This window comes from Bacillota bacterium, assembly GCA_040755295.1.
Lineage (GTDB): Bacteria > Bacillota > Desulfotomaculia > Desulfotomaculales > Ammonificaceae > SURF-55.
In genome coordinates this window covers 120,659-143,966 of record JBFMBK010000003.1, presented here as the reverse complement: position 1 = coordinate 143,966, position 23,308 = coordinate 120,659, and the positions used below count along the sequence as shown (strand labels likewise).

The 23,308-nt window shown below is 45.8% G+C and carries 23 protein-coding genes, 1 tRNA gene and 1 pseudogene; 9 read left to right on the top strand and 16 right to left on the bottom strand.

What is annotated here, in order from left to right; genetic code table 11:
* Positions 1-225 precede the first annotated feature (225 nt).
* A complete protein-coding gene (locus AB1500_03785; protein ID MEW6182282.1) occupies positions 226-1,029 on the top strand; it encodes an amidohydrolase family protein in 804 nt (267 codons plus the stop codon).
* A gap of 69 nt (positions 1,030-1,098) precedes the next feature.
* Here the strand turns inward: AB1500_03785 and AB1500_03780 are convergent, their stop codons facing one another.
* From AB1500_03780 to AB1500_03765, 4 genes are all read right to left on the bottom strand, one after another.
* The gene (locus AB1500_03780; GenBank protein MEW6182281.1) at positions 1,099-1,551 is read right to left on the bottom strand and encodes a ferritin-like domain-containing protein; all 453 of its coding nucleotides are present in this window, start codon (positions 1,549-1,551) and stop codon (positions 1,099-1,101) included.
* A 374-nt stretch (positions 1,552-1,925) separates the two neighbouring features.
* Complete coding sequence (locus tag AB1500_03775) at positions 1,926-3,215, bottom strand: IMP cyclohydrolase (GenBank protein ID MEW6182280.1); 1,290 nt, start codon at positions 3,213-3,215, stop codon at positions 1,926-1,928.
* Positions 3,216-3,593: 378 nt separating this feature from the next.
* A complete protein-coding gene (locus AB1500_03770) occupies positions 3,594-3,881 on the bottom strand; it encodes a DUF3467 domain-containing protein (protein MEW6182279.1) in 288 nt (95 codons plus the stop codon).
* A 270-nt stretch (positions 3,882-4,151) separates the two neighbouring features.
* The gene (locus tag AB1500_03765) at positions 4,152-5,144 is read right to left on the bottom strand and encodes a DGQHR domain-containing protein (protein ID MEW6182278.1); all 993 of its coding nucleotides are present in this window, start codon (positions 5,142-5,144) and stop codon (positions 4,152-4,154) included.
* A 138-nt stretch (positions 5,145-5,282) separates the two neighbouring features.
* Here AB1500_03765 and AB1500_03760 point away from each other — a divergent pair, with 138 nt between their 5' ends.
* Entirely contained in the window at positions 5,283-6,026 is a 744-nt protein-coding gene (locus AB1500_03760; GenBank protein MEW6182277.1) for an FRG domain-containing protein, read from the top strand.
* Positions 6,027-6,031: 5 nt separating this feature from the next.
* Here AB1500_03760 and AB1500_03755 read toward each other — a convergent pair whose 3' ends face one another.
* From AB1500_03755 to AB1500_03730, 6 genes are all read right to left on the bottom strand, one after another.
* Positions 6,032-6,298 carry a hypothetical protein gene (locus AB1500_03755; protein ID MEW6182276.1) on the bottom strand — a complete coding sequence of 89 codons (267 nt, stop codon included), beginning with the start codon at positions 6,296-6,298 and terminating at the stop codon, positions 6,032-6,034.
* A gap of 684 nt (positions 6,299-6,982) precedes the next feature.
* Positions 6,983-8,212, bottom strand: coding sequence for a hypothetical protein (locus AB1500_03750; GenBank protein MEW6182275.1), 1,230 nt, complete (start codon positions 8,210-8,212; stop codon positions 6,983-6,985).
* A gap of 200 nt (positions 8,213-8,412) precedes the next feature.
* Positions 8,413-9,087, bottom strand: a complete 675-nt coding sequence (locus AB1500_03745) for a hypothetical protein (protein ID MEW6182274.1) — start codon at positions 9,085-9,087, stop codon at positions 8,413-8,415.
* Positions 9,071-9,604, bottom strand: a complete 534-nt coding sequence (locus tag AB1500_03740; protein MEW6182273.1) for a hypothetical protein — start codon at positions 9,602-9,604, stop codon at positions 9,071-9,073. The genes AB1500_03745 and AB1500_03740 overlap by 17 nt, the downstream gene beginning before the upstream one ends.
* Positions 9,605-9,707: 103 nt before the next feature.
* Entirely contained in the window at positions 9,708-10,859 is a 1,152-nt protein-coding gene (locus AB1500_03735) for a replication initiation factor (GenBank protein ID MEW6182272.1), read from the bottom strand.
* Between the two features lie 110 nt (positions 10,860-10,969).
* Positions 10,970-11,125 (bottom strand): hypothetical protein, encoded by a 156-nt coding sequence (locus AB1500_03730; protein MEW6182271.1) that lies wholly within the window; start codon positions 11,123-11,125, stop codon positions 10,970-10,972.
* A 383-nt stretch (positions 11,126-11,508) separates the two neighbouring features.
* On the opposite strand from AB1500_03730, the gene AB1500_03725 reads away from it, so the two are divergent.
* Positions 11,509-12,252 carry a helix-turn-helix transcriptional regulator gene (locus AB1500_03725; protein MEW6182270.1) on the top strand — a complete coding sequence of 248 codons (744 nt, stop codon included), beginning with the start codon at positions 11,509-11,511 and terminating at the stop codon, positions 12,250-12,252.
* Position 12,253: 1 nt separating this feature from the next.
* Positions 12,254-13,921: a recombinase family protein gene (locus AB1500_03720; GenBank protein MEW6182269.1), complete on the top strand. Its 1,668-nt coding sequence runs from the start codon at positions 12,254-12,256 to the stop codon at positions 13,919-13,921.
* Here AB1500_03720 and AB1500_03715 read toward each other — a convergent pair.
* Together AB1500_03715 and AB1500_03710 are read right to left on the bottom strand one after the other, a co-directional pair.
* Positions 13,900-13,984, bottom strand: a tRNA-Leu gene (locus AB1500_03715). The genes AB1500_03720 and AB1500_03715 overlap by 22 nt on opposite strands.
* A 73-nt stretch (positions 13,985-14,057) precedes the next feature.
* Positions 14,058-14,510 carry a hypothetical protein gene (locus tag AB1500_03710; protein ID MEW6182268.1) on the bottom strand — a complete coding sequence of 151 codons (453 nt, stop codon included), beginning with the start codon at positions 14,508-14,510 and terminating at the stop codon, positions 14,058-14,060.
* 292 nt (positions 14,511-14,802) lie between these two features.
* Here AB1500_03710 and AB1500_03705 point away from each other — a divergent pair, with 292 nt between their 5' ends.
* Positions 14,803-15,945: an FAD/NAD(P)-binding oxidoreductase gene (locus AB1500_03705; protein MEW6182267.1), complete on the top strand. Its 1,143-nt coding sequence runs from the start codon at positions 14,803-14,805 to the stop codon at positions 15,943-15,945.
* Between the two features lie 14 nt (positions 15,946-15,959).
* Here AB1500_03705 and AB1500_03700 read toward each other — a convergent pair whose 3' ends face one another.
* A complete protein-coding gene (locus AB1500_03700; GenBank protein ID MEW6182266.1) occupies positions 15,960-16,688 on the bottom strand; it encodes a M15 family metallopeptidase in 729 nt (242 codons plus the stop codon).
* 267 nt (positions 16,689-16,955) lie between these two features.
* On the opposite strand from AB1500_03700, the pseudogene AB1500_03695 reads away from it, so the two are divergent.
* A pseudogene (locus AB1500_03695) lies at positions 16,956-17,120 on the top strand (MASE3 domain-containing protein).
* Between the two features lie 30 nt (positions 17,121-17,150).
* Here the strand turns inward: AB1500_03695 and AB1500_03690 are convergent.
* Entirely contained in the window at positions 17,151-18,122 is a 972-nt protein-coding gene (locus tag AB1500_03690) for a spore coat protein (GenBank protein MEW6182265.1), read from the bottom strand.
* A 147-nt stretch (positions 18,123-18,269) separates the two neighbouring features.
* Positions 18,270-18,452 (bottom strand): diguanylate cyclase, encoded by a 183-nt coding sequence (locus AB1500_03685; GenBank protein ID MEW6182264.1) that lies wholly within the window; start codon positions 18,450-18,452, stop codon positions 18,270-18,272.
* An 83-nt stretch (positions 18,453-18,535) separates the two neighbouring features.
* Between AB1500_03685 and AB1500_03680 the strand changes: the two genes are divergently transcribed.
* From AB1500_03680 to AB1500_03670, 3 genes are all read left to right on the top strand, one after another.
* Complete coding sequence (locus AB1500_03680) at positions 18,536-19,387, top strand: S1C family serine protease (GenBank protein MEW6182263.1); 852 nt, start codon at positions 18,536-18,538, stop codon at positions 19,385-19,387.
* Between the two features lie 30 nt (positions 19,388-19,417).
* On the top strand, positions 19,418-19,588 hold the full coding sequence (locus tag AB1500_03675) for a hypothetical protein (GenBank protein ID MEW6182262.1): 171 nt from the start codon (positions 19,418-19,420) through the stop codon (positions 19,586-19,588).
* A 106-nt stretch (positions 19,589-19,694) separates the two neighbouring features.
* On the top strand, positions 19,695-20,174 hold the full coding sequence (locus AB1500_03670) for a hypothetical protein (GenBank protein MEW6182261.1): 480 nt from the start codon (positions 19,695-19,697) through the stop codon (positions 20,172-20,174).
* Positions 20,175-20,213: 39 nt separating this feature from the next.
* Here the strand turns inward: AB1500_03670 and AB1500_03665 are convergent, their stop codons facing one another.
* Positions 20,214-22,820 (bottom strand): phosphodiester glycosidase family protein, encoded by a 2,607-nt coding sequence (locus AB1500_03665; GenBank protein MEW6182260.1) that lies wholly within the window; start codon positions 22,818-22,820, stop codon positions 20,214-20,216.
* Positions 22,821-23,308 lie beyond the last annotated feature (488 nt).

Below are 23,308 nucleotides of genomic sequence, written 5' to 3'. Positions count from 1 at the left end.
CAATATATGTACCGCAATACCCACTGGTTATTGATTCCAAAAAGCTTTTTCGCCAGAAGCGTCAGCCGGCATTACCGTATGTACCATATCAAATTCGCCTGTGACGCCGGATTATTTTGTCCAATATTTATTTAGAAGCGAAAAGAATCAGGTGGTTGACCTTGTTACCTCCTAAAAGTTAAGATAGAAATCGGGTTTTAACCATTTTGTTGGTTGAGGTGGATTATGCAACCGGTAGACTTCCATGTGCATTTCTTTCCTGAAAGCATCGCCGACAAGGTTGTTGGTTTCCTTGCCGCGCACTACGGCATTCCGGTGAATTACCGGGGCGTCAAGGACGAATATCTGGAACTGGGGCGCAAGGCCGGCGTGCAGACCGCGGTCTTCAGCACGGCCGCTACCAGGCCCGACCAGGTGAAGGCGGCGAACGACTGGGCGCTGGAAAACAGGGACCGGTTTTTCGTTCCTTTCGGCACGCTGCACCCGCACGGCGAAGTCGCTGAGATCGACGCCGAGCTGGCTCGGCTGAGGGCGGCAGGCATCAAGGGGGTCAAGCTCCACCCTGATTTTCAATACTTCAACCTGGATGAGGATCGCGCTCTTTTCTTATACGAAAGATTAGCCGGGGACTTTGTTTTATTGTTGCACGTGGGCGACGACGAAACTCCGGACAAGTTCAATTACGCCACTCCCGAAAAGCTTGCACGGGTCCTTGACCTGTTCCCGGGACTGACGGTTATTGCGGCGCACATGGGCGGATACCGGATGTGGGACCGGGCGATGAACGCGCTTGTCGGCAGGAAAGTGTTTCTCGACACCTCAAGTTCCCTTGACTTTTTGCCGGATGAGAAGTTTGTGCTCATGGCAAGGGAACACGGGACCCACAGGATTGTAATGGGCAGCGATTACCCGTTCCGCGACCCCGGTTGGGAAGTGGGACGTCTTAAAGGACTCGGTTTAAAAAACGACGAACTCGAGGCCGTCGTCTTTCGCAACGCCCTGCGCCTTTTGGCCGCTACGGGGATGTAACCGTTCATATAATGGGTATCGCCCGATAACTGACTGAAGTTGTTGAGGAATGACGTTTCAATGCCATCCTTATGTGTTTTCCAGCCTGTACAGGTGTTCCTTAAACCAGAATTCATGCAGTTCCTCGTCTACCATAAAATATGAAAGGTACTTGTTTAAATCTTTAAGTTCGGGATCGTGCCGTGTCATTTCAATGAATTCATGATACTTTTGCACGGCCTTGTGTTCGACCGCAATCCCTAATTTATAACGGTCTTTCAGGCTCAGCAGGTCGAGAGCTTTCCCGGTTACCATGCCCGCCAGTTTGAAAGCCGGAACCGTCACGCCAACACCTTCACCGTACCGATCAAGCCGGTCCTTGAGGTATTCCGTATGCTCTTGTTCCCTGACCGTAAATCTTTCGTACACGTGTTTAATATGAGAGTCCTCAAGTGAGCTTAGCTGTGATTTGTAAAGGTCCACCTGAAATGATTCCAGAGCCATAAACTCTTTAAGCTTATAGACCAGTTTATCTTGCTGCATAACGGTCTTCCTTTCAATTTAAACGGCTCTCGCCTGGTTTGGTTTAAATCTGTTTTTACTGTATAGAGTAACCTTAATTCTTTTTTAAAACCGAAAGAATTGCGCGTTATCTGAGCCTGCGCCCGGTCACGGGCGAGGACCCGCCTTCCAGAATCGCCTCCAAGCCCCCAATAAATCAATGGCAAGGTTTCCATAGTACGGCGAGTTCATTTAGCGATAATGGCCTTTCTGATGGCCTACAAGCCATTTCGACTGATTCTGAGCCTTCTCACCTCCGCAATGACCCCTGTCAATAGTCCAAAGCGCTTAAATTAAAAAGCCAGGGCTGGATTCCCTGACTTTTTCGGTGTCCGACCGAATAAAACGAGTTTATTCTAATGTTTAAAGGCGCGCTGGCCGGTGAAAGCCATGGCCACCGGCGGGTCGGCCTCGTTGCAGGCCTGGATGGATTCATAATCCCGGTCCGAGCCGCCGGGATGAACAATCGCCGAAACGCCTTCCTTTATTCCTACATCCACTCCGTCGCGGAACGGGAAGAAGGCGTCCGAAACCATGACCGCGCCGATAAGACCCGCATGGTCCTCTGTAGTCTGCCGGTCGATCTCTTCCTTTTCCGAAGCCTTTCTGTTTCCTGAGGTGATTTCAAGTTCGAGGGTCTTGTAAGGTATCCCGAGTCTTTCGAAGCAAAGCGCGTCGGCATATTTGGTATAAGCCTTAAATACCGCGATCTCAGCCACCCCGACCCGGTCCTGTTCCCCGGTGCCGATGCCCACGGTCACCCCGTCCTTGACGTACAGCACCGAATTGGAGGTCACGCCCTGTTCCACGGCCCAGCCGAACAACATATCGTCATACTCCCGTTCCGTCGGCCGGCGCTTTATCCGGTATTCCTGTCCCTTGTACACGGCTTGTGCCGGTTGCAGGTCCTCTTTGGTCCGGATCGTGTTGACGGCGGACTGCTGGACGATTACGCCTCCGTCCGTAAGGCTCTTGAACTCAACGAAACGCATTTTCCAATACTCCTCAAGACGGTCCATGCGGTTGATACGGATAATCCTGAGATTTTTGCGTTTCTTAAGGATTTCCACGGCCTCGCCGTCGTAATCGGGCGCCACCACCACCTCCAGGTAATGTTTGGCCACCTCTTCCGCCGTCTGCTTGTCCATGGTCCGGTTAAACGCAGCGCAGCCGCCGAACGCGGCGATACGGTCGGCGCGGTCCGCCCGCAGGTACGCCTCCAGTAAGGTGTCCCCATAAGCCACGCCGCAGGGGTTGTTGTGCTTGACGATGACCACGGCGGGCCTGCGGGTCAGGAACTTGAGAATATTGAGCGAGTTGTCGGCATCCGTCAGGTTGGTCTTACCGGGATGCTTTCCGGCCTGAACCATATCCTCTTCCGTTATCGCGCTGACCAGCCCCTTACCCGGCTCGATAAAACGGCATTCGCCCAAGATCAGGTTTCCACCTGTCAGCTCGTAAAGCGCCGCTTCCTGACCGGGATTCTCACCGTAACGCAGCCCGGTCTCCACAAGAACGCCGGAGCTGTCCGGTATCTTCCAGGTCCTTTTCCGATAGACCAGTTTCTGGTCCCCGAAACTAATCGTCATGTCATCCGGGAAATGGTCCGCCATAACCGTCCGGTACATCTTCTTCAGGTCGTCCATCATCCTCACTCCTATCTTAATAATGTAGTTCTTTTTCGAGGGGCGCAACGATAAGCAACGCATTGCTTCGTCAGTCTCCGCCGTCCGTGTCCTCACGTACGCTTTCAGTACGCTCCGGCCCGCCCGTCGGAGCGCTTCCTTGCACTGCATCACTTCTCGTTGCGCTCCGTTTATGGTATGCTTCTGCTTCTAAGCTACAGGCTTACGGGTCCTTATTTACATTCTTCTTTCAAAACCCGAGCAGCCGCAAAAACAATAACAGAACTGTTCAAAACTTGTCAACCAAAAACAGGCGGACGGTTGTAAATCAAAATGAAAAGCCGGGGTTTCTGTTTCCCTGGCCCGTTGCATCGCTGCGGCGCCGTGCGGGCGGAATATCTACATTTGATAATTACCGGTTGGTTCCTCCGCCGCCTTTATCGCGCCGAACTTGCTTTCGTATTTCTCGATATTGATTCTTAAAGCCTCCACGACTCTTTTTATATGGCCGGGGCTCAGGATTATCCTCGACACTACCTTGCCTGCCGGGTGCGCGATCATTAAAAAATCCAAAATGAATTCTTCCTGCGTATGCTGTACAATCATATTATTCGCATAGTTTCCGCCTTTGCTTTCCTCCGGAAACGAAACGGATATTTGGTCGTTCGGACTATCCTTTTCAGTCATAAAATTAAGAACTCCCTTCAAAAGTAATTAAACACATAATCAGTTTTCCACTTTATTAATAATTCTCCTCCTTCTCCGCGCGCCCCGGAGCACAGCTGTCAAAACTCACCATACTACGACCTAACCGCCAAGACGCCAAGAACGCTAAAAGTAGACTATATTTTATTGAAAACAAAAAAGCCAGGGCTTTTCTCCCTGACTTTTTGATATCACTATGGTGTCGGAGGGGGGAATTGGGCTGAGATGAATATTAAAATTTCTTTATGATTTCTATTCCTCTGTAATAATAGTCGGTTCTATATAAAGTCTTGAAAGTGCTTCTAATACTTTATCTGAAAACTTTCTATATGAATTTCCTGGCCTTAAAATTACTTCTTTCGATATATTGTTTTTTAGTTCTTTTAAAATATCATAAAATGCATCTTGAGTTAATTTCTCGTGTTTGTTAACCGTCTTCTCAATTACGTATCGTGATACTGCCATCATTCCCTGGAATGTTACTGCTTTTGTTATGCCTCTTGCCTTTGGTTCAATTTCATGAATAATTTGCTGGACAGCCTTAAGGTAATTATTTATGATATCAAAACATTTTTTATTTGGCACTTTCAATAATTCACTTCTTAGCAAATCAGCAATAGCCTTATTAAACATAATTCTTGATAATTTTCCAGGTCTATTCTCACCTCTTACCAAATGACCTCTTAAAACACTATTTGGGTCAGCGTAAAACATGTCAAATAATTCGCTATATCGCTTTTCCTCGTCTGTCTCTCTTTGCAATAGCCTTTTTACGTCTAAAAGCAAAGAATCTGGAACTTGTTTTTGATTAACATTAATATCGATAAATAACTGTGCTTCTTCTACCCGCGTAAGTCCTTCATATATAACTACCGGCACTCTAATAGAATTCTTTGCTAATGTAAAACCCCATACTCTGTGTTGTCCATCAATAATTATAAATGCTTTCTTTTGGTTCTTAAATGATATTGTTTTTGTCTTTGAATTGTATTTTAAATCAGTCTGTTCTTGTGCCGACACAATTATTGCGGTAGGTATAGAACCGACACCCTTGTCGATATAATTGGCTATATCATTTGCGCGGTTTGGATCTAATCTTCGTTGGAATCCCTCGATTGGATCATCTTCGCGAGTTATCGTAAAACACGTATCTCTCAAAACATCTGAAGGCATGGACACAACGTAAAACCTAAATTTTCCTTGAAGGACTAATATTGCGGATAATCGAATTTTCTCCCCCGTCATAATACCACCTCGAAATAATATTAACATACAAAGAGTATTGCAGTAAGAGTTATATATCCAATGCCTTAATATTCACAATGCCTTAATATTCTTAACATTTAATACTTTTCGTGCTATTTTATAAAAGAGGTGAAATAAGTGTTTACCAATGATTGGGCTAATGTTCTGAACTCTGTTGATGATTTTGTTCGTAAATCTTCCGGAACAGTATGGTTTCGGGGTTTATCAAATTCGTCCTACAAATTAACTTCCGGCCTTTTTCGATTACGTCTTGATAATTTAAAGGACTATCTTCAGCTTGAAGAACAATTATATCGATATTACAAAATTCACGGCAATTTACTTCACGGTAATGAGTCTGGGTGGAATTTGCTTTATTCAATGCAACATCACGGTTTAACGACTCGATTACTTGATTGGACTGAAAGTTTCATCGTTGCTTTGTTTTTTGCTACCGATAAATGGACAAATGGTACATCTCGAATATGGATGTTAGATGCTCCTAAGCTGAACCTTCTGTCCATTAAGAGGGAGGAGATTATTTTGCCTTCTTCTCAAACTTTCGCGTATCCTGACATTTTTCTAACCTCATCAGACAACACATCTATGGCAATTTACCCCATTAAAACCAATACTCGCATCATAGTACAGCAAAGTGTTTTTGTAATTCAAGGTAATGCTTGCAATAATCTAGAAGATGAGTTTAATGGTGAACTGGTTAATACCGGTTATCTTAAGCCTATTGATTTTGATATATCCGTTCGAGAAGACGCACTGCAATTTTTAAGAATAAATCGTATCAACAGGTTTTCTTTATTTCCAGACCTTGATGGATTATCACAGTATTTAAATAAGCATCTAATAAAACCTTCATGGATATGAAGTATCTAACACTTAGGTTTAATTTCTGTTTTAAGAAATCTTAGTTTTCTGGACCTTATTTTACTGATAAAATCCACACGTTCAATGGCCAACTTTTTTTCCTCGTGCCCCTTCAACTTTTCTAAAGCCTCTTCTATAGAATTCGATTTTGTGAGGGCACCTATAGATAACAAAATGCCGCCTCCTTGATCCAGTAAACGCTTCAAGTCTCCTTCTAAAACTTTCTCTCTAACCAACGGGGAAACTTCTTGTAATATTTCAGCTTTTTGCATTAGTTTCCATTTCCTTTTATCCGGCAATCGTGAAACATTTTTTCCCGAACCTGTTTTTATCTGAAGCCTGAAGCCATTTCGTGTTCAAATAGGACCATAATGCGATAATGCGTCCTCTTTTCCCCAGACATCTTCCTACTAATGTAAGGGAGGTGGTGCCAGGCACCTAACTTATTAACATTTCAGTTTTAAGTTATTGGCTGGCGTTTGTCCCGCAAGGATAGCTTTGCCGGAGGGCCGCTTACGCGACACGGCGAAGACTCGGCTAAGCGAACAGGCGCGCACATCGTGCCGTATGTAAGAAAGGAATTACGGAAGATAGGAAGACTTATTTCTATTATCAACCAGATAAAAATTAGTCATTAATATCAGGCTCTATACGCGGGCCGTCGTTCGCTCCGAGGCTAGCCGATGTCGCCGTCGGCTCGGAGCACAGCTATCCGGCGGGACAACGACAAGCGAGTTTTTCTCGGAATTCCTGTTCCTTTTTCTCCAAATCAACTCTGAAGTATCTTTCCTTTCTCATTCTCCTTGCACCATGCCCCGGTAGCAAAAACAAAAAAGCCAGGTCTTTTCTCCCTGACTTTGTGGTAATCACTATGGTGTCGGAGGAGCGAACTGGGCTGAGATGAACGTTGAAATTTCGTTATAATCGGCTTCTCTGATCCAACACTAAATACATAATTAGCCATCATTTTTAGTAGCAGCAACTTCTTCTATTTCTTCATGGAATTCTTCACCATATATTTTTTTGTATGTTTTATTAAATATTTCTGTTTTAACAAATTCTTTAAATAATGGCCACTCTTTATAATTCTCTTCGGTGACTTCCCCGGACAAATTTATTCTTTCCATTATTACTTTCGCATTTTCATAGTCATCCGTTATCACATAATTAGCCAACTTAAATTTATCTGCACATGCACTCCAGTCTACTTCATGTAATATTTCCTTGCTTTTTTTCTGATTTCCAAGCCATTTATAAGCCTGGGCCTTGTTTATAATAAACATTAATTTAGATTCTTGAGAATACCATTCCTTTATTACGGAGGTTGCAAATTCAAGTAGTGTTATTGCCATTCCATACTCTTCATCTCTAATCATTTCATAACAAATATTATTAAGGTTACTATCTGCATCTTTTAAACTATTGGGCAGTAATCTTCTCCATATTACATGACCTAGTTTAACACCCATTTCAAGCATGTATTCGCATGCTTTTGTAAAGTATTCTTGAGAAACAAGTAATGTTTTCCCAACCTTGACATCCTTCCCAATGCCTACTCCATGCTTTTTGCAAACTGAAATATATTGCGAAGAAACAATTCCGTCACAATGAACAAATAAGTTTCTTCTTTCTGTCACTTCAATAAAATATTTCCACGCGTCTAAGTTTCTTAAAGGACAATTTAATTTCCTTTCTAGCCAACCAATCTGTTTATCATGACTTTCCCTTAAAACGTTCTCAATTTCGTTTTCTATTATGTATTCTTTTATTTGATTTATACTTGAGAATTCATGTATTTGCGAACAACTTATAGTTTTTTCCAGTGTTTTGAATAGCTCGGATTTTTCGCAAAACATTACATTGATTAATCTCCCTATATAAGCATCAAAAACACTAACGAGTGATACTATAAAACTACGTGGCAATACACTATTTGTTATATTTGCATTATTTAACGCTTTTATTATTTCTCTAAATATATTAATTTCTTCGTGTTTTAATTTAATAATACTATTTATAATTTCACCTTCTTCTATATTATGTTTCATAAGAAAAGCCTTATATGCTTTCTTTGTTTGCTCAGCATAAAATTGCATAAATACTTTAACAAATGGCAATGACTCCTTAAGTGCTTTTACTCTTTTAGAAAAATCAAATATTTCTGCATCAAAAGAATTATTAGCCATCTAAACACCTCAAATATTTTAAATTAAGCCATAGATTACTACGTTAATATCAAATATCCTTCATAATGCCGGAAATTACTAAATACTTTTGATACCTTACGGCCCGTATCCGTACTTAATCGCAAAAATAAAAAAACCAGGGTTTATCTCCCTGACACTGTGCTGTCGCTATGGTGTCGGCTTTTAGTTATCTTATTAGATCAAGTAGACCCTGTAATAATAGTTGGTCCTGTAACAGACCATTTTAATTCTACAGGTCGAACAATTATTGTCTCTGACACAATTTCTTTCCTGGGGATGAATTGTCGCAATATCATATCCCACGTTATCAACTTCATGGGGCAACTTCTATAAAAATAGTGATCTCTGATTCGACATGCGCCTTCATAAAGTACCTCTTTCTTGCTTTCAGGATAATTTCCTTTTACATGGAATCGACTGCAACCAATTATAATTCCTCCTATACAAACATTATCTGGGTGCATGACTTTATATTTATCTCTGAATTGATCGCTCGACCTCATTTCATCATGATAATTAATTAATTGGTTTTCAGCGCTTATCAAATCTTTCGAAGGTTTTAAACGCTCATTATTATCTCTTTCAAAAATATAGCATTGCGGTGCCTTAAGTTCATATACGTATGCTTTAACCGTTGATATTCCCGAAGAAGTGATTACTTCTGCGGATATAACAAAATCAGCATTGCCTGTGTTACCCCTATATTCTATATCACTATAAACAACCCTTTTAAATGTTTCATTGAATAAGAATTCTGGAATATGTTTAAGATATTCTCCACATTCCTTTTCCCTTTTTATGGTATCTTCTATCATATTTTTTAATTCATTGTACAATTCAAGACTTGGAGGCATGTTCTTGCCTCCATTTCATTATAGAATAAGTCAATAATTCTTCAAAATACTGTGGCAAGTTACTTACGTTAATTTCATTCCCAAAAGAAATTATATAAGCTAAGTCAATTTTATATTCATAATCCTCCGAATTATTAAACTTTACGTATTGCAAATGGTTTTCTAAAATAACCGTTGAATCTTTACCAAGATCAAATGAGTACATGTTTTTAACAGTACAATTACCTACCCACATAGATTTAGAATTATCAATCTTAATTGCCGCAGGCGCTTTTTTCTCGGAATCTAAAATCAAACCCGGAAAAGAATCGAGTCTCTTACTCATCCTATCCAGAGTTATATTTTTGTAAATATCGTTTAAGAATATTAAAGAAAAAAATGAATCGCTGCTAAAAGCTATCCAATAAAGAGGATTTTTTTGAAGGACTTTGGGAAATGACTTCTTCACTTCATCAGGGGCTGATTTAATTTTTAGCGTCAATATTTGTTCTATCTTTTTTAACTCTATCTCAATCATATTTCCCCTCATTATTTTAAACTCTTGGTCTAGCTTCTCACTGAGTATGAATCTACGACACTTTTTTTCTAATTCCTTCTAATAAGTAATTAATTCCAATCCTTTACCTTATAAATTTAGTTCTTCTCAACTCTACCTTCCCTCTAAAATTCGCACCCTCGGCAATTAACTTACCTTCTTGCCACGCTTTTAATTTTTCTAAAGCTTCTTCTATACAATTTGATTTTGTAAGTGCACCTATGGATAACAAAATCCCGCCTCCTTGGTCCAGTAAACGCTTCAAGTCTCCTTCTAGAACTTTTTCTCTAACCAACGGAGAAACTTCTTTTATTATTTCAGCCTTTTGAATTACTTTCCATTTGCTTTTATCCGGCAATCGTGAAACGTTTTTCCCCGAACCTTTTTTTAGCTGAAGCCATTTCGTAGTCAAATATGACCATAAGGCATCTTCTTTCCCCCAGACATCTTCAACACTGCTAATGCCTAGTTCCTTAAGAACTTCTCTCTTTAACTGAAACTCAACTCTCCATACTGTTTTTTCACCATCCCAACCTTTATCCTTCCAAATATCCTTAAACCATTCCTTACCTGATTTTCTTATTTCCTTGCTTTTATCATAAATCCTTACCAGTAGTGGCTTGCCGCTACCTATCGAAAAACCAGTAAATGTACTTCCTTCAAAATGTTCTTCGGTAACATGGTGTCTGCAATGCGACTTTGCCCTCGTTACAAAACCTTCTCTATCTGATTCTACAAACCGAACTTTATCGGTGTCGGCGCAAATGTCCAGCCTTGTTATTTTAGATTTAAGAATTTTTACGCCGAAAAAGTCAAACCAATCAAGAAACTTCTCATATGCACCCTGATAACCGTAAGACCATAAAAACCCCGATATTAACCTAACTTTAATGTCTGGATTTATATTTACCGGCTTTTCACTAAAACCAATAATCCAATCGTTACAGGTTAGTCTGTAACGGTAAAAAGGCATTCCGCTCGGTTCCACAGTAAGGGTTACTCCATTCAATTCTATAATTATTTCCTTCCCTGTTTTTTGCGCTTCTTCCTTTAGTGCATCGAACTTTTTAAGTATGTACCCCAATTCCCCTTTGTAGTTTTCAATATCCAATCCGAAAATTAATGTGTCTATTCCCCGTATTAACAAGGCTTTCACCCCTTCTTGAATGTAATTTGCGCCCAGCATGTTATATGTTTGCTGGGCGCCGATTTTCCGAACCTTCGCAAGCCTTGACACGGGGACCCCTGGCCCCCTGTCCCCCAGGCCCTACCTCCCCGGTTGGCTGCGCCCCCCGGGGCCGCCTGGTGGACGGTATCAGAGGGCCTTCCCCATGTAAAGGCCCTTCGCTACGCTCCGGCCCGCTTAGCGGGTTGCTCCGGTATTCTCACACTTTTTCTTTTTTGATCAACTCCAAGGTATCTTTCAAGCTCTTTAATCTGACGTTTCAGATCCAGCAACATACCCCAGACTTTACGCCTCTCATCCCGCCAATTATCCGACATGCTCTACCCTCCGTAATATCGTTTGACGCCGGCAGCAACGCGGAGGGTACCCCCAGGACCCCTGCCGCGTTATCTGCCGGCAATTAACCGCTTTTCTCCTCAGATTTCAATTTGTCGTTTATTCGTCCGCTCAGAGTTCTAAAAGCGATTTCGACAAGCGTATTCCTTCGAATGGAATTAATAGTTTTCAAAATTCCATTTTCGCATTCGCTTATCCGGCAAACTATAACCGCTTTCCCTTTTTGTTTAATCATTTCGCACCTTAACATAATGTGAAGTTATATTAACATTTATTTTGCTCCAAAATTTTCTTTCTGCCAAGAAGGAAATTAACGTTACGTGTCAAATAGTACACATTACTATACGAGTCGGGGGTATTTATAATGGCTGAGGAATTCTATAATGAAACTGATGATTTTGAGGTAAGACCCAAAATGCCGGAGGACAAAGAAGCTCTTGATCGATATTACAAATTTATCGGCGAAAGGTTGAGAAACGCCCGCGAGCAATCCGGTTGTACTTTGGCGAATCTTGCAAAGGGAATAGGTTTAACTTCCTCGGCTGTTTCCAATTACGAATCAGGCATAAGGCAAATACCTGTTCACATCCTTCAAGAATTCGCAAGGGTTTTAGGCAAGCCACTCCATTACTTCTTAGGCCCTGGCGTTGAGGACCCGTCATTAATCCAAGCTACGCTAAAAACCGCTATTGAGAGGTTTTCGGATGCTTTTTTTATTGAAGTGCTTTACGAAATCAAAGACGGAAATGTTTCTCCGATTGAAGAATTATTCTCTCTTATACCTGTTCCGGTAGATATAGGCAAGGACCATCATTTTGCCATACGGGAATTTAACGAATCCGAAGGTACTCTTAATTATTACGTTTGCAAGTGGTATAAACCTGAAACGGTTATCAGAGTTATACCCCTTCTTTGGCGTAAAACGTCTCAGAATCTTACGCCCCCAAAACCTGAAGATTGGGTTATAGCAGAACGTGGTGATACAGAAATGTTGGAATTGGTCCAGTTTAAAAACGTATCTCCGTCTAAAACCTTTGATAAAACTGAATCTTTTACGATCAATATCCGAGCAATTGTAATCTCAAAGCTGGAAAGGCTGGTGAAATAGAATGTCTCTTATTAAAGCGTTGTCTTACGCCCGGGTTTCCACGCCTGAACAGGCAGAAGCCGATCTTTCAATACCGGCACAACTCAAGGCAATACGGGCTTACGCTGAAAATAACGGAATGGTTATCGTTAAGGAATACGTTGATGAAGGAGTATCAGCTTATCACGACGAAGGTAAGCGCTTTGGCTTTAAAGCTTTAATTCAACACGCGATTTCTGCCTCTGAAGTGTCTAAAATATTGGTACATGACACTTCCCGTTTTTTTAGGAATAAATACAAATCGTACACCGTTAAATATGAGCTTTCAAAATACGGGGTAACTGTAACCTCCGTTACTAACCCTTACGACACCCAGACCGTTGATGGTATTTGGCGGGAAGCTATCGACGAATCTATGGCCATGACTTCCTCAATGGTAACCGCTTTTCATGTTCGAAAAGGCATGTCTGAAAACGCCTCGAAACGCGATCCCGAAACTGGTTACTGCTATAAAAACGGCGGTCGAGCTCCATTCGGTTATAAGTTGAAGCGCGTTCACGTCGGAAAAGATCGTAGAGGTAAGGACTGTTATAAGTGCCTATGGGAAGTTAATCCTAAAACTGCTCCGATACTTCGTCAAATTGTTGTTGACTGGCGAGTTGGTGAAGGTCTTTCTTATAAACGAATTAGGGATAGGCTTAATTCTCTTAATATCCCCGGTCCTGAAGGCAAGCCCTGGGGAACCTCCACCCTCGTTGAAATGATTCGTGAGAATAGGCTTATGCAGTATACCGGCATCTACTACTGGAATAAAGAAGATCATAATACCAAGGGTAAGCGCTATAAAGATAAAAGTGAGTGGGTTGAAGTTTCTAATGCACACCCTCCCATTCTTTCCATAGAGGAAGTTAAAGCAGCTCTTGCTGTTTCGTTGACCAGACAACCGCGTACACCGGCCGCGCGTAGTTATGACAGCCGTTGGCTTTTAACTGGACTAAACTTAGAAGGCAAACCTTTCTTCACTTGTAAGCGTTGTTCAGGAAATATGATAGGTGTTTCTCGTTCCATTCATCACGCAGGTAAATACTGCTGCGGCAATCATCACTACAAAGGCAGCATCGGCTGTAATAATGCCGCCCGCGTCAACAGCCATTCACTGGAAAGTAAGCTGATTTCTATAATCGAAAACACCTTCGGTACTCCTGAGTCTGTTGAGAACCTTTTTAAAAAGCTTAATTCCCGAATTCAAAGTAATATCGAAATATACCATAAATCAATTGCCAGTATAGAAAACGAACTTCGATCAATTGAAAAGAAAATTGATTTCACCTTTGAAGCCCTTTACGGCGGCCTTGATGCCCAAATCTGTAATGAACGGATTGAAAGGTTGAAAGCCCAACGAATTCAGCTGTTTGACAAGTTGGAAAGCTTAAATCAAAAACGCCCTGTCCCTTTGACTATTGATCCCGAAAAAGCTCGTGAATTCTTCTCGAACACTAGAAAGGTATTTGAATCCGGCACTAACGAGCAAAAGAGAACCCTCTTTAAAACTTATATACGCCATATGGAATTGGACTCTGATACTGGCATAGTAAATGTTACACTCTACCCGCTTTACCTCCAGGAAAAACTAAAGCGAGGAGACAATTCCTCGCTGCACATTTCTACTGGTGTCGGAGGGGGGACTTGAACCCCCACGGTGTTAACCATACGCCCCTCAAACGTACGCGTCTGCCAGTTCCGCCACTCCGACCCGCTGTCCGCAACAATTATTATAATGGTTTCTCAACCGCGATGCAAGCGTTTGAATCGCCGGTTATAAACCGCTACAACCCGAGCAGCCTGCTCAGCTCATGTACGTTTTCCGCGTACGGTATGCCGATATCCTTACAGGCAGCGGCCGTATCATACTTGCCGCTCCCGCGGAAACCGATTGTGCGAACCGGCGATGCCGCCACGGCCCTCAGATTTTCCGGCTTGTCGTCGACAAACGCCACTTTCGAGAGGTCGGTGATCCCGTAAACCATCGCAAACTCCCGCACGCAGTCCAGTTTGGACCTTTTCAAGGCGTGGTAAACCTCCTTGAAGCAGCGTTTCAGTCCGGACAATTCACCTTCCACGACCCGCGGCGGGAACCTGCTGATAATCGCCATAAGCCGCATCTTCGAATGGAGTTTCTTGATAAGAGCCTCCACCCCCGGAATGAATTTTTTGTCTTTGTGGTCCACAATCACACCGCTGAAATCAAAACATACCGCCAACGGCGCACTACCTTCCATTCGATTCCCCTTCTCCCGGTATATGTTGCCATTTTTACCCGGCAGATAATTATAACAGTCAACCCCATATCTTCACAACTGATATAATACCCGCTTACTACTTGGCATCACTACGTATTAAGACGATATTACATGTTATATCACTAATAATAAATAATAAGCTTCATTATGGTTATTTATCCTACTCAATACTCCCACAAAGAAAAATAAGCGCTTATTTTTTCGTCTTTCGGTGTGGTTTTCCGCTGAAAGGTAAGAATATAAATAAACTCCATAATAAAGGACATGAAATATGGCGAATGTCGTAGTGGTCGGCGGCGGCACCGGCGGCGCGGCGGCAGCGCGAAGTCTGGCTGCAAGGCTTTCCGGAAAACATAAAGTAACCCTGGTGGAAAAGGAAGCGGAGGTTTTTTACCAACCTTCATTCCTTCAGTTGATGGTCGGACGCAGGCAGATTAGTGATCTCTCCCGGTCGATCGCCAATCTGCGCGGAGCCGGGGTGGATGTGGTCATCGACCGCTTGTCTGCGGTTGATGCCGATCGCCGGCAGATCCGTCTGGAAAAGGATAAGCTTTCGTACGACGTACTGGTTCTCGCGGCAGGCGCAGATGCAAGTATTCCCGACCCTCCTGAACTGGGAAAGTCCGGTTTCAACCTTTATACGCCGGACGGAGCGCTCAAGATATGGGAAGCCGTCGAAAAACTTGAGTCGGGTGAAGTTGTTTTGGTGGCGGCAGCCCTTCCTTTTAAGTGTCCTCCGGCGCTTTACGAAGCCGCCCTCATTCTTCGCTCCTTTTTTACACGCCGGGGGCGATGGGGTAATATAAGCATCACCGTATACAGCCCCGAGACGACGCCTTCTGAAAATACCGGGATACGTCCGTCCCGTTACATCATGCGAGCTCTTTCCGAGCGCGGAATACAGCTTCACTGCGACCGGCATTTAGAATCCGTCGACGTAAAAAGGAAACTTTTAAGGTTTTCGGACGGCCAAACAGCGAACTTCGACCTGCTTTTCTACATCCCGCGCCATCATTGTCCGGAATTTGTACGGAAAAGCGGCATGACGGACGAATCCGGTTGGGTAGCGGCGGACCCTCTCACCCTGCGTACCGGCTTTCCCGATATATACGCCATCGGGGATGTTAACCAAGTGCGACTTCCTTCGGGTCACACCCTTTATAAGGCCGGAGCGGTCGCCCACTTCCAAGGGCTGGTGGCGGCGGATAACATTGCGGCCCGGCTCTTAGGCCATGAGCCTAAACGTCTTTTCGGCGGGAAATCCGGCTGTGTTATTGACGCAGGGGATACGGCGTTCGCAATGGCAGGCGACATCTATCGACGTAAGCCCAACTTTATAATGTTTCCGTCAAGCCGGGGCTGGCTTGCGGTTAAATGGCTGACCGAGCGCCAATGGTTAAGATATCACGGTTAAACTCTCCTGCCGATTCAATATCGCGGAACCGTGTCTTCCAGGTAAACGTCCTCGGCGACGCCGTATATTTCTTTCTCGCGGTCGACAAAATGCCACCATTCGGTCCGGATTGATGTAAAACCGTTCCTAACCATGACTTTCTCGAGGTACCCGGCGTTGGCGCCCTGCACGGCACTGACATCGCTGTAGTCACGGTCCGCCTTGGGCGTAAAGTCGTCAAATCCGGTGGGCATATCAAGCTCCTTCCCGTCCTGATCTATCAGTGTCAAGTCCACAGCGCATCCCCGCGAATGATAGGAATACCCCCCGTGGGGATCGGCCACGAAGCGTGCGTCGGGAACGAACTCCCACATTTTGAACTGTATCCTCGGCGGCCGGTAGGCGTCCCAGACTTTCAGCCGGTAACCGCGTGCGGCGACTTCGTCCGCCGCATTCTTCAGATTATCGGCGGTTCCCCTGCGCAAGTAAGCCACTGGGCTGTCGTACAGCCTTTTCCCTGTGAAATTGTTCTCTGTGAAGTAAATGAGCTCGACCCTTACGGAGGGAATGTATTCCTGTATAATCACAAAGTCATTCGGAGGTTCGATTATTTTTTCCGGCGGCGGTTTTTGGGGGGCTTGTTCTTGACCCGTCGGTTTCTTTTTGGACTGTGCGGGTGAGCGTAAATCATACCCTTTCAGATAGACTCCCGTCCCGATGATTATTATCAGGGCGATGACTACCGCAAACATAACTCTCCGCAAGTCTGCACCCTCCGTATTATAATGACGCTTTAAAATCTATTCGCCGGTATTCCAACCCTCTAATAATCCCTCACTCAATGCTTCTTATTCAATGCTTTTCCGGTTAAAACCTTCCTCACGGCGTTCCCGCCGAACTTCGTAAGCTTTTTGGACAGATTCAATCAAAATAAAAACCTTTGTTTTCCCTGAAAATCTAATCGCCGGTTTTTTAATTCCGGACCTGCTGACCTTGATGGCTTTGTACACCCCTGCCAAGAACAAGCACTTTTATTCCACACAGCTGCCGGGACATTCGCTATTTCGGTGGCGATTATGGTCTTCTATACCCTGGTCGTCAATACGTACAAGCACACGAAAAACGAATTTTTGCTTTTTCTGGGTAAAGTCTTTTTGTTCGTTAGCAATCGGGGAAACACTTCGATCCGAGGGTAGTTGAGGCTTTTCCCATGTGTAATAAGAATTTCAAGGACGGTAAAGGGGCTCGGGATTAAGCCAACCCTTTGCCTTTCCGTATTTGATAAACCGGTCCACATATTCCATTTCCTGAAATAATAGGTTTTTAAAGATGCCCCTTACCCGGTCGTTTAATGTCGACTGTTTGATAGCCGCGACGTGTACCGTCAACGCCCCCTGCAGCCCTATTAAAATGGTCCGGTATATGTGATCGTCCTTGCACAGTTCTTCCGTTCTCACGAATGTCAGGTTATCCGTCGGTTTCTTCGGCAGTTGCATCCCGAATTGATTCAGCTCTTTTTCCAGGATATCAATCTGTTTCTTTAATTCGTTTACGCCCGTTTCGATAACCATCTTAAAATCGCCGTCCTGAATAAACAACGACAGCACCCGGGTTTGAAGTATATTGTCATACCTGAAGGTCAGATGTTCCCACAGATGATATGCTTCGGCCCCGGATATTCTTTCGTTTGTATTACCTGCGGAGTTTTTATAAAGCGGCGGTTGATCTATCCATCCTTTTACCCTTATGTACTTCAAAAAAGCGTCCTCTTGGGCTATGGTTCTTTCCAACATGTCGCGCAGCACCGACCGGACATGGTCGTTGGTCGTCGATGTCCGGATTGCGCGCATAAGGTTTTCTATGTGCTCCTGGAGATAAAAAAACATATCCTCAGCGATATGCTCATCGGTAACTATCTCGGGGTTGCTGGGGGAGTTAATTGCGCTCCGGGCCTGGTCGGGGCCCATAATAGAGTATCTTTTAAGTTCTTTCTCCAGGATGCCGACATTATGGCGGTACGTCTTGACTATTTGCCGCAGAATGACCTTAAAATCCCTGTCGTGCGCAAAGTTCTCCCAGATCTGCAGGTGGTCTACCTGCAGGTACTTTGATTTCAGGATATCCCACAGCGAAAAAGCTTCCTGAGCGCTTAAAACTTCGTTCTGATCCTGCGTTTTTTTGCCGATCGGAAGGACCAACCTTAATCACCCCGGATCAAATGCTTCACGCTTAGTTTGCTCATTCTCAGCGAGATAATGTAGAATCAGAGTCGTCGACTTTAATAGGATGCAAAAATATAATCCGAACACCTCACCGGATAAGACCGGCCTTTTACCTGTCCGCCTCTATTTAACCCTTCGATTTGAATTTATTGTTCTGCCTGTCGCCAGGTATTTCAAAGCGGCGTCGCCTTCATTATGGCCGAAGTTGTCGTTTATCGACTTCAACCCGTCAACGTCGCAGAAGACAAGACAAAGAGGTTCGTTCGTTTTCCGGGTCATTTCCATTTCATGTTCGGCGAGCATCATAAACCTCCTTATTATAGAATCCGGTGTTATATAATCTGCTAAGAAGGCGTACAACCATCAACCAGTCGCAAGGAGACGCAACCGTGAAACATGTCGCATTCAAGCGGCGCTCCGCCGCACTTCCTTCCCGGGATGGAAAAGTTGGGCCGGAAAAGAGGATATTCCATATCCGGAGCAGACGCCGTCTATTGAGTAACAGGGAAAGAACAACCAGAAACAGGCGGCTTACCGCGCTCTTCCTGGTCATCGTTTTCCTCGGGGGCATTATCGCCACCACTTGGCCTAAATCATATTTCCCTCCGCCGGGATTCATCTTCGATTCGATAAAGCTCGCGCGGGACAGTAGGGTCAGCGGGATTCGACCGGCTGTTGTTCAGCTTACGGTCCTGTACAGGACTAATGGAAGTTCCGCCGTCTCCGGTTTGTCGCAGAAGCAAGGCACCGGGTTTAATACGGACCCCATGGGGGTGATCGTTACCAATAATCACGTGATTAAGGATGCCGTTCGGATCGTCGTTTCCTTTCCAGACGGCAGGGTTTACAAGGTTAGAGGTTACGCCTGTAAGCCGGAATACGATCTGGCCGTTATCTACCTGAACGACGCCTCCGGTCTTCCGGCGGCCGTCTTGGGAAGCGCAAAGCAGGCGCATGCCGGCGACAACATATTCGTGATCGGCAACCCCCTGGGCATAAAAGATATCGCCATAAGCGGCACTCTGGGCCGGACGCTGCATCTTTCGGGTTTCGCCGCGCCTGTCCTGGAACTCCTTACCCCCGTTCATCCCGGAAACAGCGGCAGCCCGGTTATCGACGCATCCGGCAGGGTGATTGCCGTGGTCTTCGGCAGTGTCCGTGACAGTGAAGAACACCGCGGCCTTGCGGTGCCCATCGATTATATTATGGATTATGTGGGCAATACTATAAAAACGCCTTAGTCTTTCAAATGGATTCCGGAGGTTTAAACGTTGAACCTTGATTGGGAGAAAAATCTGAGTAACCGCGACCGGTTAATCAGAACGTCAATTGGGTTCTTGCTTCTGGGCACGGTCTATACGAAAACGGCCACCGGCGGCTTAGCCGCGGCGTCGGTTGTCGTCGCCCTTTCGCAGTTTATCGAAGCGGCATCCGGTTATTGAATCGTTTACGACCTTTTGGGTTGGTCAACCCTATGAAAAACTTGTATAGAAGGAATCTGGCGTACCTTAATCGATTATTTTAGACCCGGTAAGGAAGAGGATTGAGATGGCTCTAAAAGACAGGGTGGCATTGGGGACGGTTTCCGGGATCGCCGCCACTGTTCCCCCGTTAATATTGAACTGGGGTTTCGTTAAGCTTGGCCTTGTGGAATACTACTCTTTCCAGCTTTCCGCCGGCGTGTTTATTACAAAAATAATGACTGAAACCCCGAGTGGAATGTTTTTAGGCGGCGTGGTCTGGGAGTCTGCCGCGGCGTTTTTCGGCATCTTAATAGTCTACTTCATTAATTTTACGGGAAAGGACTATTGGTGGTTAAAAGGGATTATCATTCCTATCGCCTTAATTTATATTCTGGTTTTCGGATTTCTCTTTCACATAGGCGCCGGGCATTTGCACTCCCATCACTTGGGCACGAATTTTTCCCTTATATTAGAAAACGTGTTATTCGGGATTATAACCGCTTTTCTGGCAATCCACTGGGGCAAAGGAATCCTGTACACGGAAGGATCGCGGCAAAAGCATTAAATTGCCGCCGATTCTATTTTCTGTCTACTAAATTTCTTCCTACCACCGCGTGTAGTATTCCAGCGCCTTTGTCATAAGGGCGGCGGTTTCCCCCCGTGTTGCCGTGGACAGCGGGCGGAAGACCCCCCGGTCGCCTACCATCAGGCCCGCTGCGGCCGCGCGGTTCACGGCCTGAGCAGACCATTCCGGGATGGACCTCCGGTCGCTGAAGACCGTTGCTTCCGCGTCTTGAAGTCGCATTGCCCGGTCGATCATTGCGGCCATCTCCGCCCTGCTTATGCGTTTGCCGGGTATAAACCGCCCGTCCGGATAACCCGATACCACTCCATGCGCCACTGCGGCCTTGATTCCGGGTGCCGCCCATTCGGGTATCGCGTCGCGAAAACCGAGGCTGACCTGAGCGGGTTCCTCCCAACCCAAGGCATTGGCCAGCATCGACGCGAACTGGGCGCGCGTAACCGCCTCTTCGGGTCTGTACGTTCCGTCCGGGAAACCGTGCACCATGTCACGCGTCATAAGGGTGTTGACCGCCGGTCTTGACCAGTGATTGACGATGTCCGGCGGTTCGACGACCTCCGCTTCACGGACGGCGGCAGCAATCTCACCCAAGCCGTAAACCCGGCTTACCACCGATTCGGCGGCGCTGCCGACCGTCGGCTGTGCGATCCACTTGCCGTTAGTTCCCCTGCGGAAAAAGACCACGCGTCCGCTTTCCACGCCTGTCGGTGTAAACCTGGTAAAGAAATATACCGACACAGCGGTCGATTCAACCGGCAGCAGCGCAAAACTGTTGATAAGCGTATACCCTTCCGGCAGGTCGTCGGGCGAGAGATAAGCCTCCACCCTGACCGGCGTACTCGTTGAAATCATCCCGTGAGGAACCTTAATATCGAAATCGCCCTGTTTAAAGGCGTTCCCCTCCGGTGACAGCCACAGGAACTCCTGGCCCGGATTGGCCACCTCCACGGGAATCGAAACCTCAAACCCGCCGAACCGCGCTGTTATTATGCCGGCCGTTGTTTCCTGTCCGGCGTTGAATACACCTTCCGCTATGCCGTCGAGACCCGACCACGTTACGCACTGTGCGGGAACCGTCCAGACACGTCCGTCTTTGCCGCGCAGTTGAACTTTGACCTGTTCCTGTCCTCCTGGAGGTACTGCGATGTGGTCCGGCGACACAACGAGCCCCTCTATCTCATCCATTCCGAGAGCCTTCACATCCATACTGTCTGTAATCCCGCCCGTTGAGGCGGTGACGGTAATAGTGCCTCCCGAGCCCGCAGTCAGGACATCTCCCGAAAATTCTCCCTTCCCTTTTTCCACCTTCCATGTTATGTCGCCGGCGTCGACGGCATATGGGTTAAAGTAATTGTCGTACGCCCCCGCCCTGTACTTGTAGGGTAAGCCTGCTATCACCTCCGCCGGCCCCCTCACCACCAGTCCGGACAGAGTTCCGGGAGGCGCCGTGCTGAAAATGCCGATCCCGTCCGGCACCTTTCTTTCGGTTCCCTTGGCCGGGGTGTTTGACAACGCCGGTTTAAAATCGCCCAATGGCCTTACCGCAAGACTTGTCGATCCGCCTCCGTCCAAATTCAATGCCCGCCATAAACCGAGACGCCCCGCCAGAAAATCAGCCAACTCTTCCTGTGTCATACCGCGACTGCCCGCGCTCTGTTCCACGGCAACGAGGCACAGCCTCCCACCGTCCCTGGTATAGCCGACCGCTGATCGCGCGGCCTTGCCCTTTATGTTCTGACTGAAAGGTTCTACCCGCTTTCCGTTGTCCACCAGCAAAGCCTGTCCCCCTACCGCGGACAGGATGTTGCTATTTCCGGGTTCAATCCGGTAGTTGACCGTTACCGGGTCTCCGACGTGGAAATTGTCAAGGAGAAAAGCCGCCGCTATCCCGTGCCCCCGCAATACGTAACCGTCTTTGGGAATGGATACGCCGGGCATTCCCTGGCGTATTTCCCGGACCAGCCCGCCGGCTACGACCAACTCAACGATATCGCCCTGTGCCGCCGTGGCGCCGCGGCTGACTGATCCCCAGGCGGGTGTGTACATGTGAAGCGCGTAAACATCCGAGTTTACCGATTGACCGTCAACCACCGCCCAGTAAGACGGTTTATTGATTCCGGAGAGTGAATAAAACGACAGTCCTTCCGGGGCGGAAACAGTACCCGAGAAGCGCAGCAGGTCCACCAGCGCACCGCCGTCCCGAAGCATCGCGAACGAATAGTGATCGGCGCGCAGCATGGGACTGCTTAGCACTGTCCCATCCCTTACAAGAGTCCCCAGAGGCTTTCCTTCGCTCATATTAAAGAAATCGCCGTTAATCGCCGCCACCGCGCCTGCGCGTTCCGCCATCTGGCGCACCGTCGTAATTCCGGAAAAACTTTCGTTGTAGCCCCCCAGCAACGTTTTCAATTGCACATAAGGGTTGCGGAGGTCTACCGTCAAGACGTAGATCTTAAGCGGTCCGTCTGTGTTTTGTTGTGTAAACGTTTTTAATGTCACTCCGGAGGTCACCTGTTCCTCCGTCAGCGTTTCCCCTGTTGCTGAAACGGCAAATGCGGCGCCCGGATACTGCACAAAGACTTCGAAGACCAGAATAAACATTATAAACGCACGTAGTATTAAACGCATGTTAAACCTCCCACCGGAATTAGAACATGTAATTCACCGCAAATAAGCCTTCTGTTTTTTTATCCAGCGGTCATCTGAGCGCACACCCCTTTATGAAACGTACCAATTCAAGCGTTTGGGTCGTCGGGCGGCGGCGATCAACCTCTCACCGGCGCGAAACGCCTTTGCGATGAACAAATACGCTGCGTGCCAGGTCTGGTTTGTCTAATCCTGTCCGGCCAATTTTTTATTATATTCTGGCAGGGTTTTTAAATTATTTGGATGATATTTACTTGCATTACTTATAATAACTTACAAATGTGATATTAATTCGACGCATATTTTTTAAAAACCTCCTGATCGCTATAGGAACGGTTTTCCTCCTCTGAAAATAGACGCTCAACCTTATGTTGACATACTTTATGGGGTCCGTTCAACGTTCAAAGTTCAACGCTTATCGAAAACTGAAACACAAGCAATTTATTTTCATTCCCGGTGGCGACGTTGGA